Source organism: Neobacillus sp. B4I6 (assembly GCF_050434045.1).
In the GTDB taxonomy this organism is placed as follows: Bacteria; Bacillota; Bacilli; order Bacillales; family Cytobacillaceae; genus Neobacillus.
In genome coordinates this window covers 1,437,267-1,454,554 of sequence record NZ_JBNPWB010000002.1, presented here as the reverse complement: position 1 = coordinate 1,454,554, position 17,288 = coordinate 1,437,267, and the positions used below count along the sequence as shown (strand labels likewise).

The 17,288-nt window shown below is 38.2% G+C and carries 18 protein-coding genes; 3 read left to right on the top strand and 15 right to left on the bottom strand.

The annotated features are described in order from the left end of the window. Nucleotides 1–56 precede the first annotated feature (56 nt). The 10 genes from QF028_RS09300 to QF028_RS09255 form a co-directional block, all read right to left on the bottom strand. Complete coding sequence (locus QF028_RS09300) at nucleotides 57–830, bottom strand: NAD-dependent protein deacylase (RefSeq protein ID WP_429464966.1); 774 nt, start codon at nucleotides 828–830, stop codon at nucleotides 57–59. Nucleotides 831–1,272: 442 nt separating this feature from the next. Then, nucleotides 1,273–1,620, bottom strand: coding sequence for a 2Fe-2S iron-sulfur cluster-binding protein (locus QF028_RS09295; RefSeq protein WP_429464965.1), 348 nt, complete (start codon nucleotides 1,618–1,620; stop codon nucleotides 1,273–1,275). A 184-nt stretch (nucleotides 1,621–1,804) separates the two neighbouring features. Continuing rightward, nucleotides 1,805–2,506 carry a GntR family transcriptional regulator gene (locus QF028_RS09290; RefSeq protein ID WP_429464964.1) on the bottom strand — a complete coding sequence of 234 codons (702 nt, stop codon included), beginning with the start codon at nucleotides 2,504–2,506 and terminating at the stop codon, nucleotides 1,805–1,807. Between the two features lie 43 nt (nucleotides 2,507–2,549). Beyond that, on the bottom strand, nucleotides 2,550–3,080 hold the full coding sequence (locus QF028_RS09285) for a chromate transporter (RefSeq protein ID WP_429464963.1): 531 nt from the start codon (nucleotides 3,078–3,080) through the stop codon (nucleotides 2,550–2,552). After that, nucleotides 3,077–3,706: a chromate transporter gene (locus QF028_RS09280; protein WP_429464962.1), complete on the bottom strand. Its 630-nt coding sequence runs from the start codon at nucleotides 3,704–3,706 to the stop codon at nucleotides 3,077–3,079. The genes QF028_RS09285 and QF028_RS09280 overlap by 4 nt, the downstream gene beginning before the upstream one ends. An 84-nt stretch (nucleotides 3,707–3,790) precedes the next feature. After that, entirely contained in the window at nucleotides 3,791–4,270 is a 480-nt protein-coding gene (locus QF028_RS09275; protein WP_215003049.1) for a GlcG/HbpS family heme-binding protein, read from the bottom strand. 29 nt (nucleotides 4,271–4,299) lie between these two features. Next, the gene (locus QF028_RS09270; RefSeq protein ID WP_429464961.1) at nucleotides 4,300–5,763 is read right to left on the bottom strand and encodes an aldehyde dehydrogenase family protein; all 1,464 of its coding nucleotides are present in this window, start codon (nucleotides 5,761–5,763) and stop codon (nucleotides 4,300–4,302) included. A 109-nt stretch (nucleotides 5,764–5,872) separates the two neighbouring features. Further along, a complete protein-coding gene (locus tag QF028_RS09265; protein ID WP_088087939.1) occupies nucleotides 5,873–6,604 on the bottom strand; it encodes a TenA family transcriptional regulator in 732 nt (243 codons plus the stop codon). Nucleotides 6,605–6,846: 242 nt separating this feature from the next. After that, nucleotides 6,847–7,617, bottom strand: a complete 771-nt coding sequence (locus QF028_RS09260) for a creatininase family protein (protein ID WP_429464960.1) — start codon at nucleotides 7,615–7,617, stop codon at nucleotides 6,847–6,849. 66 nt (nucleotides 7,618–7,683) lie between these two features. Next, on the bottom strand, nucleotides 7,684–8,013 hold the full coding sequence (locus QF028_RS09255) for a 2Fe-2S iron-sulfur cluster-binding protein (RefSeq protein WP_166258927.1): 330 nt from the start codon (nucleotides 8,011–8,013) through the stop codon (nucleotides 7,684–7,686). Nucleotides 8,014–8,357: 344 nt separating this feature from the next. Here QF028_RS09255 and QF028_RS09250 point away from each other — a divergent pair, with 344 nt between their 5' ends. Together QF028_RS09250 and QF028_RS09245 are read left to right on the top strand one after the other, a co-directional pair. Then, complete coding sequence (locus tag QF028_RS09250) at nucleotides 8,358–8,693, top strand: hypothetical protein (RefSeq protein ID WP_215017368.1); 336 nt, start codon at nucleotides 8,358–8,360, stop codon at nucleotides 8,691–8,693. Nucleotides 8,694–9,097: 404 nt separating this feature from the next. Next, nucleotides 9,098–10,483, top strand: coding sequence for a hypothetical protein (locus tag QF028_RS09245; RefSeq protein ID WP_429464959.1), 1,386 nt, complete (start codon nucleotides 9,098–9,100; stop codon nucleotides 10,481–10,483). A gap of 53 nt (nucleotides 10,484–10,536) precedes the next feature. On the opposite strand, the gene QF028_RS09240 is transcribed toward QF028_RS09245, so the two are convergent. Both QF028_RS09240 and QF028_RS09235 read right to left on the bottom strand, forming a co-directional pair. Then, nucleotides 10,537–11,244, bottom strand: coding sequence for an NAD(P)-binding domain-containing protein (locus tag QF028_RS09240; protein WP_429464958.1), 708 nt, complete (start codon nucleotides 11,242–11,244; stop codon nucleotides 10,537–10,539). Nucleotides 11,245–11,435: 191 nt separating this feature from the next. Beyond that, entirely contained in the window at nucleotides 11,436–12,878 is a 1,443-nt protein-coding gene (locus QF028_RS09235; RefSeq protein ID WP_429464957.1) for a hypothetical protein, read from the bottom strand. A gap of 662 nt (nucleotides 12,879–13,540) precedes the next feature. Here QF028_RS09235 and QF028_RS09230 point away from each other — a divergent pair. After that, complete coding sequence (locus QF028_RS09230; protein ID WP_429464956.1) at nucleotides 13,541–14,347, top strand: aspartate dehydrogenase; 807 nt, start codon at nucleotides 13,541–13,543, stop codon at nucleotides 14,345–14,347. Between the two features lie 390 nt (nucleotides 14,348–14,737). Here the strand turns inward: QF028_RS09230 and QF028_RS09225 are convergent, their stop codons facing one another. The 3 genes from QF028_RS09225 to QF028_RS09215 all read right to left on the bottom strand — a co-directional run bounded on the left by QF028_RS09225 (nucleotide 14,738) and on the right by QF028_RS09215 (nucleotide 17,252). Beyond that, complete coding sequence (locus QF028_RS09225; RefSeq protein WP_215006853.1) at nucleotides 14,738–15,415, bottom strand: GntR family transcriptional regulator; 678 nt, start codon at nucleotides 15,413–15,415, stop codon at nucleotides 14,738–14,740. A gap of 112 nt (nucleotides 15,416–15,527) precedes the next feature. Beyond that, nucleotides 15,528–16,148, bottom strand: a complete 621-nt coding sequence (yyaC, locus tag QF028_RS09220; protein WP_429464955.1) for a spore protease YyaC — start codon at nucleotides 16,146–16,148, stop codon at nucleotides 15,528–15,530. Between the two features lie 189 nt (nucleotides 16,149–16,337). Beyond that, nucleotides 16,338–17,252, bottom strand: coding sequence for a ketopantoate reductase family protein (locus tag QF028_RS09215; RefSeq protein ID WP_429472245.1), 915 nt, complete (start codon nucleotides 17,250–17,252; stop codon nucleotides 16,338–16,340). Between the last annotated feature and the right edge of the window lie 36 nt (nucleotides 17,253–17,288).

The following is a 17,288-nucleotide window of genomic DNA, read 5'->3' as shown; positions in this document are numbered from 1 at the left end:
ATTTTACTTTTAACAATGGAAAAATGAGGAACATCTTGTAAGGCTGTTGTCCGGTCTCAGTTTCCTAGTTTTTGATCCAATAAGGACAAGGTTTTCCCGATAGACTCTTGAATAACATATGTATTACTGTCAGTATCATAAGGAGTTTCTCCTATATTAATAATAATTAGTGGAACGCCTTGCCTTCTGTATTGGGGGAAAGTGGAGAATGGCGTTACTTTTAGACTCGTCCCTAATACCAAAACACAATCCGCCTCATGAATCATATTTAAAATCGCATCAAATCCCTCCACAGTAAACCACTTGCCTGTATCACCGAACAAAACGACATCCGGTTTTATAAAACGTTCTCTTTTATCGCTGGTATCACAATGGTCACAGATATAGAATTCATCGATGGTATTGAGACGATTTTCCATCTCTTCTGTCGAATAGCTTTTACCGCAATGCAAGCAAGTTGCTGTTTTTATGGTTCCATGGAATTCTATGACTTTCTTACTGCCCGCCTTTTGATGAAGTCCATCAATATTTTGGGTAATGATATGAGAAACCTTCCCATCTTTTTCCCACTTCTCCAAAATCCTGTGCCCTACATTCGGCACAGCATCCGGATGGTAAAGATTTTCGAATGCAAATTGATATAACTCCCTTGGATTTCGATAAAAATAATCCAAGGAAAGGATATATTCCGGCGCAAGTTGATAAACCCCAGACCTTGAACGAAAGTCTTTTATGCCAGATTCTGTACTAATCCCCGCTCCAGTTAGCACAACGATGTTTTTTGTATTTTTAATGAGGCTTGTACAGGTTTCAATCAGTTTGTTTTCCATTGATTCCTTCTCCTTTAAATACGCTGTTAGGGCAACAATAATACTACTTAGTTTATAGGAAAAAACCAATTCCTAGTCACATGTCAAGTATAGTATTTACAAATCAGGATTTATTTCATAAAAAAACTGCCCCAAGTTAAACTATTGGGACAGCCTTTATAAATGGTGCCTGTCCCTCACTACTTTACAACTTAAAGCACTCGAGGTAGGCCATAATAGATGCTATGCAAATGCACGTAATTTTTTATTTTTTTTCAAATGCAAAGGTTTATGAGTGTAATAGATTTTTGCTAGTGCATGATTATCACAAAGTGAACATTTAATTTGATAAGAAGCTTTGCTAATATGGGGAGTTTCTAAGAAGGTTAATATTTCTTTCATATGTTTATCACAGGCCCACATGATCTCACCCCGAATTCATATTTTTCTTTAACTAAGCTTACTAAATGGTAGAGACTTCTTTCTGGAGTTTATCAGGCTTCCTTTTCTTCACGACTTCTGTAAATGCATCTTCCCAAGAAATCGAAATATCTCCATTTGTCACAAATGTTTGACAACCGAGGCGATATCCTTCTCTTAACCACTCTTCACCTAATTTTCTTCTTTCCTGTAACTTGACTTTATCGAGGAATTCAGCGCCTTCTTCCGCCTTAAAAACGCAGCTGCCGCAAATTCCCCCGCCACATCGGTTTGGGAGTTCTCCATCGTAACGAAGGGACATCCTCAAGATATTCGAATCCTCGGGTACCTCTAATTGTTTATTGCTGTTAATGAAATTTATTTTTGGCATGCCTCGTATCCTCCCTAAAATTAATCTTCTTGGTATACAATATACCATATTTATAATTTTCAGACAATACAAATATTTTAAATTTTTTCCTTTAAAAAAAAGATAAATATAAGACCACATCGTGAAGTCGGTGTGGTCATTAACAAAGATGATATCTCGCTACGAGAACTTTCATTGGTATTTTTCAAGTGAACATCAATTTTTCTTTTTTATACAGCTTTTCTTTAATATTTTCAATATAAGTGATATATGCTTTTTTCGAGTTTTCAATATGAATTCTCATTAAATATTCTGCCATTTCCGCTTCTTTATCGCGCAAGGCTTTCATGATATCAATATGTTCCCTTAAGGATTCTTTTCTTCTGCCTGGTGTCTCATATCCCATATTTGCAGCCATATGTATATAGTCAATCAGACCAGAGAGAATCTCAAACAATTTAGGGCTTTTCGATGCCTTATTAATCAGACGATTCATTTGTATATGTTCAAGATTAAAGTTTTCTTCGGCTTGATCTCTTAACAACATCAGTTCTTCGATCTTTTGATCCAATTCTAGTTGCGTTTCTCTATCCATCCGCCCCGCAGCTAATTTAACGGCCAAAACTTCTAAAGAGGCAAGAATTGTAAATACCTCGATGACTTCACTCTCGGAAATATTGGAGACGACGACACCTTTTCGGGGAACCGTTTTTACAAAGCCTTGGGATTCCAATCGGAACATAGCCTCCCGAATCGGTGTCCGGCTGATGCCTAATTTCCCGGCAAGTTCTCTTTCAATTAAACGATCGCCCGCTTTTAATTCACCCTCCAGAATCATTTCCTTTAAATAAATATATGCATGCTCCCGAATCGATAAAAGATTGTTTTCCTCCCATCTTACGTCCATAAATTCCACCCGCTTATTTTTTATTATTTTCTAACATTCATTTTTACGAAAGAAACACTCCACCATAGATCAAGCAGCAAACAATTAGCAGGGATGGATGTATTTTTACTCTAACCAAAGCAAAATAACTAACCACAGCCAAAAAGACTAAATGAAAAACACCACTATTCTCATAAGCTGTTAAAAAGAATTGATAGGCCATCACAGCAAGTAAAATCGCAATAATCGGTTGTACTGACTTTGTCATAAGTGCTACTTTTGGAGAACCTTTAAATAGATTTACAAACTTAAAAAGTAAAATAACGGCGAGAGCAGAAGGAAGGATCGTCGCGATTAGAGCAATTACTGCACCAAGAATCCCCCCCACTTCATAACCAATATAACCGCCCATTTTGGTGGCAATCGGTCCTGGCAAGGCATTCCCAATAGCCAATACATCCCCAAACTCGGATAAACTCATCCAATGGTAATTGTTGACCACTTCATTTTGTATTAATGGAATGGTTGCAGGGCCGCCGCCGTATCCCAATAAATTAGAAATAAAAAACGCCCAAAAGATATGCAAATAGATCATGAACTTTTTTCCTTTCTCTGAAGAAGCAACTTAGCGGAAGCTTTTGCCGCTTTTTCTTTTCGATCCGCAATGAAATAGGCAGTGATGAGAAACACCGCAATCAAGATGCCGGGATGCCAATCAAGAAACTGGACAAATATTAAAGAAACGACCGATAGTGAGAGCATAATCGGAAAACCTAACCCTTTCCGGCCATTTTGGAAAAAACGATAAGCCATCTCCAAGAGCATAAATCCGATCACAGGTGTAACCCCTTGAACCATCCCACTGACAATTGGTGATTCTTTAAACCTATAAAGCACACCCAATAAAGCGATCATGGCAATAATTGATGGTAAAATGTGAGTAAGAATAGCCACGGTCGCACCTAAATACCCCTTCACTTTATAACCAATATACGCCGCCATTTTGGTGGCAATCGGTCCTGGCAATGTATTAGCTAATGCCAGGATTTCGACAAATTCCTGTTCGTTCATCCATTTGTATTTTTTAACAGCTTCAAATTCAATCAGCGGTATCGTCGAGGGTCCGCCCCCATAACCGGTCACACCGGTGCGGGCAAATCCAATAGCTAACTCAACATATGCTTTCAGTTGACTCTCCCCCTTTTTATACCAATATAACATTCTGTCGCATATTTTAATAGAACCGAAGATTAAGATAGACCCCATTCTGCTAAAACAAATGCTTTGAATGAGGTCCTGTTATTATTATTTTTTTATGTCTGCTTCCGTAATTACTTCCAGCCCATCACTTTCAAGATAACTTTGCAATGCTTGCAGGGCGGCAGTACCCACAGCCGTGTCTTGCTCGCCGTTCCCGCCACTTACACCAATTCCACCTACCACTTCACCATTGACAACAATTGGGAATCCACCAACAAAAATAGCGAATTTCCCTGGAAGCATCTGTTGAATTCCAAAGGCTTCATTTCCAGGAAGTGCAGGTCCATTCGGCTCCTTGTTAAATAAATGGGTAGAGCGTTTATGGCCAGCAGCCGTATACGCTTTAGCAATCGAGATTTCAGGTCCCGTGATTCGCGCTCCATTCATACGTTCAAGCGCTAGCAGGTTGCCGCCATCATCTACAATAGCGATGGTTTCTAGAACATTGATCTCTTCTGATTTTTTCTTAGCTGCCTCGATCATTAACTTTGCTTCTTCTAGTTCTAATTTCAACACAGATTTCATGGCTGTTCTCCTTTACCTAATGTATTATTTTAATAGCCCATATATACAGTTTTTAATTGCGTAAAGAACTCTAAGCCCACTCTTCCGGATTCACGGAATGTAGATGTACTTGATTTTTTTAGGCCTCCAAATGGTGCATTCATTAAGTTTCCTGTCGTTGTGCGGTTAACCTTGACTGTTCCCGCTTGGATATCCTTTGTAAATTGGTTGGCGATTTTGAGATTATTGGTAACAATCGAAGCGGATAAACCATACTCGACGTCATTCGCAACGGCGATGGCTTCTTCATATGTATCTACTTCAATCACAGCCACAACTGGGCCAAAGATTTCTTCTTTCGCAATCCGAGAATTAGCGTTTACATTGGTAAAAATAGCAGGCTGGACATAGTATCCCTTTTCGAATTCTCCAGTCACTAATGGCTCACCGCCATATACTAATTCAGCACCATCTTCTTTTCCGAATTGGATGTATTTCAAGACATTCTTCAATTGTTTTTCATTGGCAAGCGGACCAATTTTCATGCCTGCTTCAAACCCATTACCTATTTTTAGTGCCCTCGTTTTTTCAACAAGTTTCTGAACAAATTCTTCTTTTACGTTTTTCATGACGATGACACGACTCGTTCCCGTACAAGCTTGCCCTGTTAAAGAAAAGGCCCCGTTTACGGTCAAAGTGGCGGCTTGATTGAGATCGGCGTCATCCATAACAATTAAAGGATTCTTCCCGCCCAGTTCCATTTGCGTCCGGGTTGTAAATCCTGCTTTTTTATGAATGTCTTCCCCTGCTGCGGTTGAACCTGTGAAAGTGACGGCTCTAACAGCAGGATGGGTTACCAATAAATCACCGACGTCTGATGCTTTTCCCGTAACAAAGTTAATCACGCCTTTAGGAATTCCTGCTTTATCTAGTGCTTCGACTAGACGGAAAGCGATCAGTGGAGTATCTGAGGACGGTTTAAAAACAACCGTATTCCCCGTGATTAGAGCTGGAGCGATTTTTCGGGCTGGTATAGAAAGCGGAAAGTTCCATGGAGTGATGACACTTACTACTCCGAGCGGTTCTCTTTCCGTTGAAACTTTCATATTCGGATCATCATTTGGAAAGGTTTCCCCCGTAAAGCTTTGTCCTTCTACTGCATAATAGCGGAGCGTTTGCGCAGAACGTAACACCTCATTCTTGGCATCATCAACATGCTTTCCTTCTTCTCTAGTTAACTCTTCAGCTAAAGCAGTTACATTTTGTTCTAGTATGCTGGCGGCTTGATTTAGGATGGCAGCACGCTTGGAAGGTGCCGTTTGGGACCAACTAGGAAAAGCATTCTTAGCCGCTTCAATCGCAATTTTAACATCCTGTTCGTTTGATGCCTGGAATTCCCCAACAAGATCTTCGGTATTTGCAGGGTTCACACTAAAAAATGTTTTCCGGCTCACGGATTCCTGCCATTCTCCATTTATATAGTTATTGAATGTCTCTACTTTTGTAGTTATCACAACTATCACCTTTTTTCATTTATTTGTTTCCATGTCTTTTATAAAAAAATGGCCGTCACTTAAACCTTTAAATTACAAGATTAATAGGACGGCCGGTAAAGTTTTCTTATTACTTTGTTTCTACTAGTGCTCCTAAATCCTGCTCACAATATTCTCTCCAAAGCCCATCCATGTACATACGACGCATTTTTGCACCTGTACGAACGACTTCTAAGCAACGTTGTTGCAACTCAGGAGTATCGGCGTGGTCAAGAACAATTTTATAACCGCGCTCACCATGGATTTCATCAGATACGATGTGTAAATCAAAAAATTCAATTTCTTCATCTGTAAACCCATATTGTTCACGTAAAGCAGGTGTTTGCTTACGGTAAATATCTGGTACTTGTGATTCCAAGCCTACAACTAGAGCTGCTGTTGCTACGACGAAATTCTCGCGTGCTGCAACTGCGAAACACCAGCTTTGAAGCCCTAAAGTGGTTGGAGCCATATTGTTTGGATCGATAATTCTTTCTGCAGTCGTACCACATGCTTCCGCAAAACGAATCAATAAATCAGTGTGACGGTCAGCTGCAATTTCTTCTTCATACATGTTCTGTAAAGTGAAATCTTTTGCAGCGGCAAATTTTGGGTCTGATGGAGTGTTGTGATAAATATACGCTAAGTAATCTGCGAATGGTCCTACATAATGGTAGTGATTTTCAGCCCATCTAGAAAAGTGCTTTCTTCCAAGTTTGCCCTCAGCCCAAGCAACTGTAAATGGAGCCTTCTGGCTATGGTTACCTTTAATTGCTTCTTCTAATTGTTTGCGAAATTCATCTTTAGATAATAATTCTGTCAACTGAAACTCCTCCTCTAATTTTATGTAGGTACCCAAGTTTAACTTGGCATTTGATATTTTGTATACCAAATTAGATTAAAAATAAAAAGATTGTGGATTCTTCCCTATTCCAGCACTCTTTTATTCGGTGAAAATATCGTTTTGGTATACCTTACGTTTATACTACCAATATATTGTTTATTTGTAAATATAATTTTTAGAATTTTTTAAAGATTAATAATCTTCCCTCTCTACTACTAAATTTATGGACGGACATCCACTTTCAGATCTAGTATTTTGAAGAGTTCTTTTGCAAGATTAGCTAAGGATTCCTCCACGATCTGCTGGCCCAATTCCCAGCTTGCTTTTGTGGCATCCCCGATACAGCCGTTATTCGTCATTTCTTCATAATAATAAAATCCTTGAATCGCTTTTCCAGGTCGAAGCTGCTTCCATCTTCCCTCTTCTTGGATATCACCTTTTTCAAGGTCTTCAAGACGGACAAGCTCGGGCGCTAAATATAGTGCTTCGGAAACTTCTCGTTCACAGCTATGTCCATATAATGGTGAAGAGATATTTTCCTTTATCGCCTTTTTAGCAGATGCAGTCGTCTTAGCATAGTAAATTTCAACATCCATTTCTTTGGTTAACATCATTGAGGCAACATTAAGCGTCGACTGGTTACCTCCGTGAGAATTTAAAAACAAAAACTTTTTAATGCCGTGATGCTTCAATGATGAGATAACATCCTTTAAAACCGCAATTAATGTCGTGGGCTGCAAGGAGATCGTTCCCGGAAAATTTAAATGGTGTTGGGAAACACCCATATTAATGGTTGGTGTGACCAATGCAAAAGGAAACATTCGTTGGCCTAACTTCTTGGCCATCTTTTCAGCTAAGACAGCATCGCAACTTTCTACCATATGGGGACCATGTTGTTCGTGAGCACCAATTGGAATGATCGCAAATTCAACAGTCTTAAGCGATTCTTCTACTTCTTTCCATGTCATGCTGGTTAAATCATAACAATCCATTTTAACTCACCTACTTAAGTTGATTGTATTTTGTATACCATAAATAAATATAAAATAAATTCCCTATCAAGATTGGATAGCAGATTGTTTCTTCGGGGCTTGGATCGAGATATTTTCTTGAGAAATTTCAATATCTTCTTTAATGGTTAATTGACATGTTAAGCGGTAGCCCTCATTGACCTTATCCCCAAGCATTTTTTCTTCTTTCCAATTCGGTGGAGATAAAGACTCAGCTCCGTTTACGACGATACAAGTGCATTTTGTACATCGCCCCATTCCGCAGCCATACTTTAATTTTGGTAATTGACGGGTCCCTGCTAATACTACTAAATTGGCATTGTCTTTCACTTCTTGTTCAATTGTTGTTCCATCAACATGAAGAATCACTTTTGGCATATTGTTACCCCTTTCTGTTTATTCTAAAAATTTTGATACTTTTCTGAAGTATACAATCTTTTTGTTAGATAAGCAAACTAGAATTTTTAGTTAGTACGAATTTTTTTCATGTAAATCAGTAGTCTATCTACAACTTTGGTAATTATTTAAATATTTAGAATATAAACTTGAACATTTTAACATCCTGATATAAAATACACATAAGTAGTTTGGTATACAATATTCCTTGGAGGTGAGTAAAGAAAAAAATTAACGTAGGAAGTTACTATACTTAGAGTAACAGAAATTAAATACTTATCTGACTTAAAATTTAAGGTTATAAAAAACTCAAAGGAGTGTTCTACATGGGGAAATATATTGTCTTAACTAATAAAGATACCTTCCAAACAATTCTCGAAAACGATGGGTTAAAACCGATTGAAACCTACCATTTCTATTTCTTTGACAATTTAAAAGCAAAATATACGATTGCTGAAGTCCTTGATGAAACGATTAAAATTCGATTATTTGAAAATTTTGAAGGAAAAGAATATGTTAATCAGATAGCTGTAAAGTTTTTTGAAAAGTTTGATACCATTGAAGCTGCTCGCGAGGAATTAAATGAGATTGTCAAGGCGTCCGGGAACAGCGAGGATTCTGTCAACTCCAAACTGGTAAAATCTGCTGAGGTAGCCGTTTAGAATATATATTGTGCAAAAAAAATAGCTTTTCTATATATAAAATCCGGAGAGGTAGCTTGGCTCTCCGTTTTTTTGTCTTGATATTGTTTTTAAAGAACAAAAAACCGCCGGCTTTTAGGCGGCGGTGGAATAGTAACGTTAGAACTTAAGAGTTTTTCTTAGTGAAGCTAGTTTTTTCTCAGCTTTTTCTGCAGCCCTTTTGGATCCAAATAGAAAGTTGAACATTTAAAATCCCCCTATTAATTGAGTTATTTGATAATGTAATTGTATAATGGAATTAACAATAAAACAAGATTTTTGTATACCAAATACCATGTTTATTCATAATTAATGGCAAATACGTGACAAATTTAGCCTAAATAATAATATATGGTATACAATACACAAAAGATAGGGTGGTTGATATGTTGAGGTATATGTTTTTTATCGTAATTTTATTGTATCTATTCTCTGTGCTGGTGCCTGTGCTAAATCTTGGTGTACTAATCTCCTGTCTATGTCTTGCGATTGTGATTATTACCTTATTTCAAGCCAAGCGATTTGTTCAAGTTTTAGGAGGTACATTTTTGCTGCTTGGAGTGGTCTTATTATGGACAAGCGGGGCTTCCTGGCATCAATATATTCTTTCTTTCGGCCCTATGCTGGACTTGCTTACCATGTTTACACTGATTCCGGTTTTAGGGATACCGATAAAACTAGGCGGTTATAGCGGGGGCATACAAAATATTATTCAAAAAAGAGTAAAAACCTCAGGTCAACTGTACATGATTACGTCTGGCATATCTTATTTTTTTAGTATTTTTATGAATCTGGCCACATTACCAATGACATACTACTCGATTAGGCCTGCATTAGATGTCATTCCCGTAGAGAATAAGGAACGGTTCATGAGCCGAGCGATTACGCGCGGGTTTGCCATGCCTTTACTATGGGCACCTGTTACACCAATTGTCGGGATAGTTATCACAATGACAGGAGTTAGCTGGGTCTCGATACTCCCGTATGTCATTCCCTTAAGCATCGTTGGTATGGGGGTGGATTGGTATATCGGCTCACGTAAGGCAAATTTCATGATCCAAAACAAAAAGGACCTATCCGTCCACGAAACCGCTGCTACGATAGAATCATCGGATCAGATGAATCGTTCGGGTAGAGTCTTTCAAATTCTCCTGGCAATCATCATTTTTAACGTGGTCATTTCTTTAGTAGAAACAAAGTTTCCTTATCCGTTTTTAATTTTAGTATCCCTACTTGTCATTCCATTTTCCTTTTCTTGGTCTCTATTCTTAAAACAGGGGAATGAGTTCGGAGCCCAGTTGGTCCAGCATTTTCAAACCTTCTCTGTAAGTATGAAGGATCAATTCTTCATTTATTTATCAGCAGGTTTTTTTATCTCAACCATTAATGTTTCCCATACTAATGTATGGCTGGATGCATGGGTAAATAAATTTATTAATTTTTCAGGTGTGGAAATCTTTTTGATATTACTGCCTTTAATACCGCTAGCTTTTGCTTTTCTAGGACTGCATCCCGCAGTTTCATTAGCCCTAATGACAGAGGGTTTGAACCCAGAGGTGATTGGGATATCACCGCATATCTTGACTGTGGCGATGTTAGCAGGAGCTGTTTCTGCTTTTCTAGTGGGCCCTTATAATGCGACATTAGGTCTTATGTCAAACATCGTTAAGGAAAGCTCCTATAAAGTGTCTAACTGGAACCTGCCATTCGCAAGCATTTATATTGGCTGTGTCATGTTGTATCTATTTATTTTACAAGTGTTTTTTTCCTAACGCAGCCGCTCATAACTAAAGGTGTCAATCATTTGATTGACACCTTTAGCAATTTAATGGCTTGTAGGACCATCACTAGATTTCTCTGCTTTAATTTCTTTGACTATTTCCTTAGCAAAGTGACCAAGACTCCCCTCACTATAGGAACGTATCACTTCAGGTGCTAGCGATGTTAGCGCTCTTTTAAGATATTCTGGGGATAATCCTCTATCCTCAAACTCAGTCTCGATATTAATGGCCGTTTTTAAGGCAAAATACGTGGCTAATTTATTTACCTCTGTTAAACAACTTTCACGATCAATCTTTACCCTTCCAATCTCCTCAAAAAGCTCTTTAATCTTTGGGGTTAATACCGATTCAGTAATAAATAAACCATTTGCGTGTTCCAATAAATCTCTCGAATGCCCCATATACTTTATACCATGGACCTCTAAGCTTGGAAACTTGGTCGTTAGCTCATTGGTAGCAAGGTTCGTGGCCATATTAATGATAGATGGTGTATGCTGAGCATTGCTCTGGAGCTTTAAGCTTGAGATAAACGGAATAATCTCCGTAGCAGGAAGTGCGAGAACTAAGATATCTACATTACCTATTTCACTTTCTGTTAAGTGATAGCCATTTTGAAATAAGTGGAGATAATTTCTGGCTTTTGTTTCAACTGGGTGGTAAACACCTATTGGGATTGATTTTTTATCCCAATGAGTCATCAACGCTGTTCCTAATTTTCCTATCCCTACTAAACCAATCCTTTGTTGTTTCATCCTTTATCCCCTCTCATCTTTTCATCCTATGTATTTTGTCTTCACAAGATAACAAATTGTCATCATTCAAATTAAAATAATAAAGCTATCCCAAAAATCAGTTTTGTGCTGACTTTTGGAATAGCTTCTTTATTTATTAGCGACCCCTAATTTCTGTATCTGGTATACTTAAATACATTAAAACTGTTAATTTACCAAATGATAACGGCCAGTATTGTAGCAATGGTAAGTCCGGTTATAACTGGGAAGAAGTTCTTTCTAGCCAGTTCTAACGGTGATATTTGTAGGAACCCGGCAACTGCAACAAGAGATGACCATGCAATCAGCGTACCTCCGCCGCTCCAAACTGCACCCATCTGCCCAATAGCTGCCAGAACGGAAGGATCGATATTACTTCCAGGTCCAATCGCTCCAGACAAAGCACCTGTTAACGGAAGCCCTGCAAACCCAGAACCATCTAACCCTGTAATGATTCCAACGATTAAGATACTAAATGCTGCTATAAATGGGCTATGTGGAATATAATTTTGACCTGCTTGGATCAAATCAAATAGAAAGCCTGGTTTTGCTGCATCTTCACCTAAAGAAAGGATAGACCCTGAAAAGTCTCCGCTTCCCATAAAGAAGTAGCCTGCAATCGGAATAACGGGTGCCATCGCCCTAAATGCGAATACAAAACCTTCGGTAATATGTTCACTAATTTTATCGAGTGCATGAATTCGGTTAAAAGCAATCGTCGCCAATACTAAGAGAATGGTTGCCACTCCTCCAATAAAAGCTGCGCCGTCGCCTCCCTCAAATCCAGCTCCACCGCCAATTTTTGTCTGGAACATAAAAATCATAACAGCAAGCATTGCTAAAGGCACAATAATCGCAAAGATTTTTCCCCATTTTTCTTTTACCTTAATAACTTCAGCAGTTTCTTCTACTGTAGCAGCAAGTTCTTCGGTAACTTGGAAGAATGCCTTTTCCTCTTTATTAATCTCATTAACAGATCTTTTTGTAATCGCTTTTCGATGTGTGGCATATACAATCGCTAGAGAAGTTATTCCAGTAATGAGAGAAAGAATGAAGGCCTTATCTGATACTAAGGATTTATCAATTCCTGCGGCTTTCGCACTTAGCATTGGGGCTACTTGCATAATATAGTCTGATGAAAGTGCCATACCTTGTCCTGCAATAACAATAACCATTGCTGAAGTCATGACTGGCAATCCTGCACTTACTGCAGCAGGCACTAACAAAGCACAAATTAACGGAACAGCTGGGGTTGGCCAGAAAAAGAGTGAAATCACAAACGTAGTGACCATTAACACTAAATATGAAACATGTCCGTTTACCATTATTTTTTGGATCGGCACGACCATCCTTTTATCTGACCCTAGATCCTTCAAGGAATTAAGGAGACCGATCATGATGGAAATGATTAGGAAAATACTAAAAAGTTCCTTAGCGGCAACCAGGTTTGCATTAAAGACGGCTTGAAAACCGCCGATCACGCTCCCTTTATACACGGCCGCTACTAAAAAGGTTCCAACAATAAGAGGTAAGACAACACCTTTTCTAAAAAGCATAATAATAATAACGGCTACAGTGACTACTAGATAAACCCAATGAGCTGCTGTTAATTCCATATTTCCCCTCCGTTGTTTTAAAAAATTTTTAAAACGATTGTAGCGAAAGATTTCCTTAATTATTGGAAAAGGACCGTAGGAGAGGAATATTAGTTATAAATGGATGGTTATCATGGTGTACATCCTCTACTTCTGATTTGCTTTTCTTATTCCTATAAAGATAAACAATTGCTATTCCATTAAAAGAATAAATCGAAGAGATAATATTTTGAATATTGTAGATTGTATACCAAATATTTATAAATTTTTTACGGAATTACATGACAACCAAAACACTAAGTTGAAAGCTCTTTTACATCAGAACATTTTCTAGTTCCTAAATCATTCAATCTACAAACAAAGAAAAACTAATGTAAACACTCTAAGTTGCGTTTTATGTAGTTTGATTCTTTAGGAATGATTATGATCAACCCCTTTCTTTTCACTATGTACACCTTGTTTACTATAAGGTTGAAAATAATATACCATTATTCTCTTATCTTTGCAAACAATTTTGAAAATTTAGAAGTTTATATAAATTTATATGATTACTATTGCTTTTGTGGATCGAATCGTCTAAAATGTAGAAAATTGATGGTATATGGTATACAAAACATTTTTAATACATAGATTGGTAACTTTATAGTTCATAGTATAAAAATTTTAATCCGAGGAGAATGAATATGTTTAGAGCTGGTATCATAGGATATGGAACGCTTGGAAAGAGTATTAGCGAGTTAATTGAGTCAGGACATGCGGGCGATGTTGCCCTTCAAGCCCTTTTGGTTAGAACCCCACTAGGTCCTTTAGGCAATCCACCTAGTCAATGTACAGTAACTACTAATGAAGATGTTTTTTTTAACCAAGATTTAGATATCATTATTGAAGCAGCCGGTCATCATGCCCTCCAACTATACGGTGAAAAAGCCCTTTCCTCAGGAAGTAATTTAGTCATCCTTTCAGTCGGTGCTTTAGCTAACATAGACTTTTATGAGTCATTACAGGCGGCCGCAACTAAATACAATCAACGAATAATTATTCCATCTGCTGCCATCGCAGGTTTGGATCGGATCGCTGCTGGGGTATTGGGTGAAATCGATGAAATAACCTTAATTACAAGGAAGCCAACAAAAAGTTGGTATGGGACGATTGCGGAGGAGAAAGTAGATTTGGAAACAATTACTGAACCTTTTTGTGTTTTTGATGGTAATGCCAGAAACGCTGCAAAATTATTCCCTGAAAACGTAAATGTTTCCGCGGCACTCAGTCTTGCCGGGATTGGATTCGAAGAAACGAAGGTTCAAGTTTATGTGGACCCAACAATTCAAATGAATACCCACACAATCATTGCGAAGGGCTTTTTTGGTCAAATGGAACTAACGATTCAAAACAAGCCTTTTAAGCAAAATCCTAAATCTAGTCCTATTGTGGCGATGAGTGTCGCAAAAGTATTACAGAATCTAACCACCTCAGTCGTAATCGGACTTTAATAACATGCAGACAGAAATAGAAAAACTCCACCAGTGGATGGAGTTAGGCTGTCGAGAAACTTTCGACAGCCTCTTATTTTCTACAATAACTTTAACCATTCACCGCGTTAATTTATTATAATATTATTAATATATAGGCTTTGCAACATGTCTGTTGATTTCCGCGGAAGGCACGCAGACTCCTGCGGGGGGACGGGGCTGGGGAGACCCCGCAGGCGCTAGCGCCGAGGAGGCTCCCCGGACCGCCCGCGGAAAGCGAAGTGCCTAGAGCGGAAATCAACAGGCCCATTAGCAGGTACAATGAATAATTAAATGCTGAGAATAAAAAATTGCCGAGAAAAATACCCTTTCTCGACAATCTAACTCCACCAGTGGATGGAGTTTTTTTATTTATTTATTCTTTTTCCCTTGATTAACAGCCTCAATATATGCTTTTCGAGAATTTTCAATATGAATCTTCGTCAAATACTCAGCCATTTCTATTTCTTGATTGATAATGGCTTCCATAATTCGTAAATGTTCTTCCATCGACTGCACCGGTCGGCCTGGATTTTTATAACCTGTCTTGGCAAATGCCCGAATATAATCTGACAACCCACTTAGTATTTCATATAGTTTCGAATTTTTTGCTGAACTGTATAATAGATGATTCAATTCACCATGTAAATTAGAGAAATCATTATCATTCTTATCCTTTAAGCAGACTTCTACTTTTTTACAGTACTCGACAAACTTACTTTTGGTTTCATCGTCTAATTTTTGAGCAGCTAATTTTGCTGCCAAAACCTCAAGTGAGGAAAGAATCGTAAATACTTCAATAATTTCCTTATCTGAAATATCTGCAACTATAACACCTTTTCTTGGAACGGTTTTTACAAACCCCTGCGATTCTAATCTAAACAACGCTTCACGGATAGGTGTTCGGCTGATATTCAATCGCTCTGCCAGTTCCCGTTCCACCAAACGATCACCCGTTTTAAATTCACCTTCTAAAATGAGATCTTTAATGTGAATAAAGACCCTTTCGCGTAAAGACAATAGATCTTCCTCTGCCCAATTATTCCCCACGGTTTCTCCTTCTTTCTAGGTATACATTGTACCAATTATAACTTACTCCTATTGTAAACATCAAATACTATGGTTGAATTTACCAAGGGATTGGGAAATAATTTTAAATTTTTCATCTTTGGATAGTTTCAATAGGTCTTTTGCGAGTTGAGGGTTCCCCTAAGACTGCTTGCGTAATAATCTTTGCCATAACTTCGGCCAACTTCACGACAGTGAATAATCTCGTATTATTTAAGGATTGCGCAGGTGCTAATGGATCCAGGTAATTAACCACAGCTTTCATATGGTATTCACCTACACTAGGTAAAGATTTATTAACCGCCATGCCTGGTACTAAAGAACCTTCTTTTAAAAAAATAAACCCAATTTGTCGTTCATCCCCCAAACAAGCATCAATACCCAAGATAAATGGTTGATTATATTTTTGATAAATGTCCTTGAGAATTTTCTTTATATTTAAGGCATGAACTGGTTTTTCTAAGGTTCCATAAACCGGAAAAGGAATGTCTGCTTCTGTTAACATCGTCCCGACAATCGGGCCTAGTGAGTCTCCTGTGGAACGGTCTGAACCCACACACAAAATTATGACTTCCCTCGAGGTGCTACTAAGGACTTCTTTGAGTTTAGTGACAATATCAATTAGCTCGTTTCCCTCTGTAGTCTCTTTAACGGAAACATAGCATGACCTTTCTGCCTTCTCAGTCGTCTTTTTCTTGCCGTCAAAAGGCCACATAAACATCAACCCTCTTCTCAAGTTGTAGTTTATACACGTTTTCTTTTATTTTATGATACCTAGTGTAAAACCTGCCATAATCCTGCAAATAAAAATCACATAAAAGAACTCTAGAGTTCACCATTTTGTAACAAAACAGTGCCTGACCCCCACTATTGTACAACTTTAATGCAGTGGGAGTCAGGCACTTTATATACTTTCAATTAAGTTAATTCGATGATAAAGTTCTTTATTTATTGGAGTTGAGATCCCATATTTATCTGCCATTTTTAGGACAGTTCCGGAGAACAGCTCCACCTCACTGGGACGTCTGGCTTCGACATCTTGAGCCATGGATGGTTTACCATCTGGACTTAAGGTTGCTAATACACGTAACCAATAGGCTAAATCTGCTTCGGTTAAGTGGATGCCTGCTCTTTCAGATAGCGTGATTACCTCTCTCATCGCCGCAATCATCATCTCTCTTGCTTCTCCTTCTCGTTGAATCTCACCATAGTTGCTCTGAAAGACAGCTACGGTTTGATTGACTCCCACATTTAACATAAACTTCCCCCATTGTCTCTTAACCATATTGGTATCGACCTCATAGGGAACTGCCATTTTTTCAAAAAAAGCCGCGACACTGTTAACATTTTCGGAAATGAATCCTGGTTCTTGTTCACCAAAGCAAAGCATTCCCATATGGTCGTATGTGAGTTGATTCCCCACTTTAACGGCATCCATTCCTTGGGCAACACAATATAAAATTTTCTCATGCCCATATGCCTGGCCTATTACAGCCTCACTGGAAATCCCATTTAAAGCCGATAAAATGATCGTCTGGTCACCAATGTGATTCTTTACTGCTTGAATCGCATCCTTTAAACCATTATATTTCACCGTGAAAATGAGCAAATCAGCTGGCTCGCATCTTTCATCAGGTGTCAGATAAGTGAAATCACAGCGTTCTCCGTTACAATAGACGTGTTCATTTTTATATTTGGTTATTCGGTCCCGGTCAGCAATAATTCGTAAATCTGCTTTTGGCATTTTCCTTGATAAATGATGTCCAAAAAGTATTCCTAATGCACCTAAACCAATGATCGATACCTTTTTTATCTCCATCACGCATTTCATTCCTTCCATATTGAAAAAGTGCTT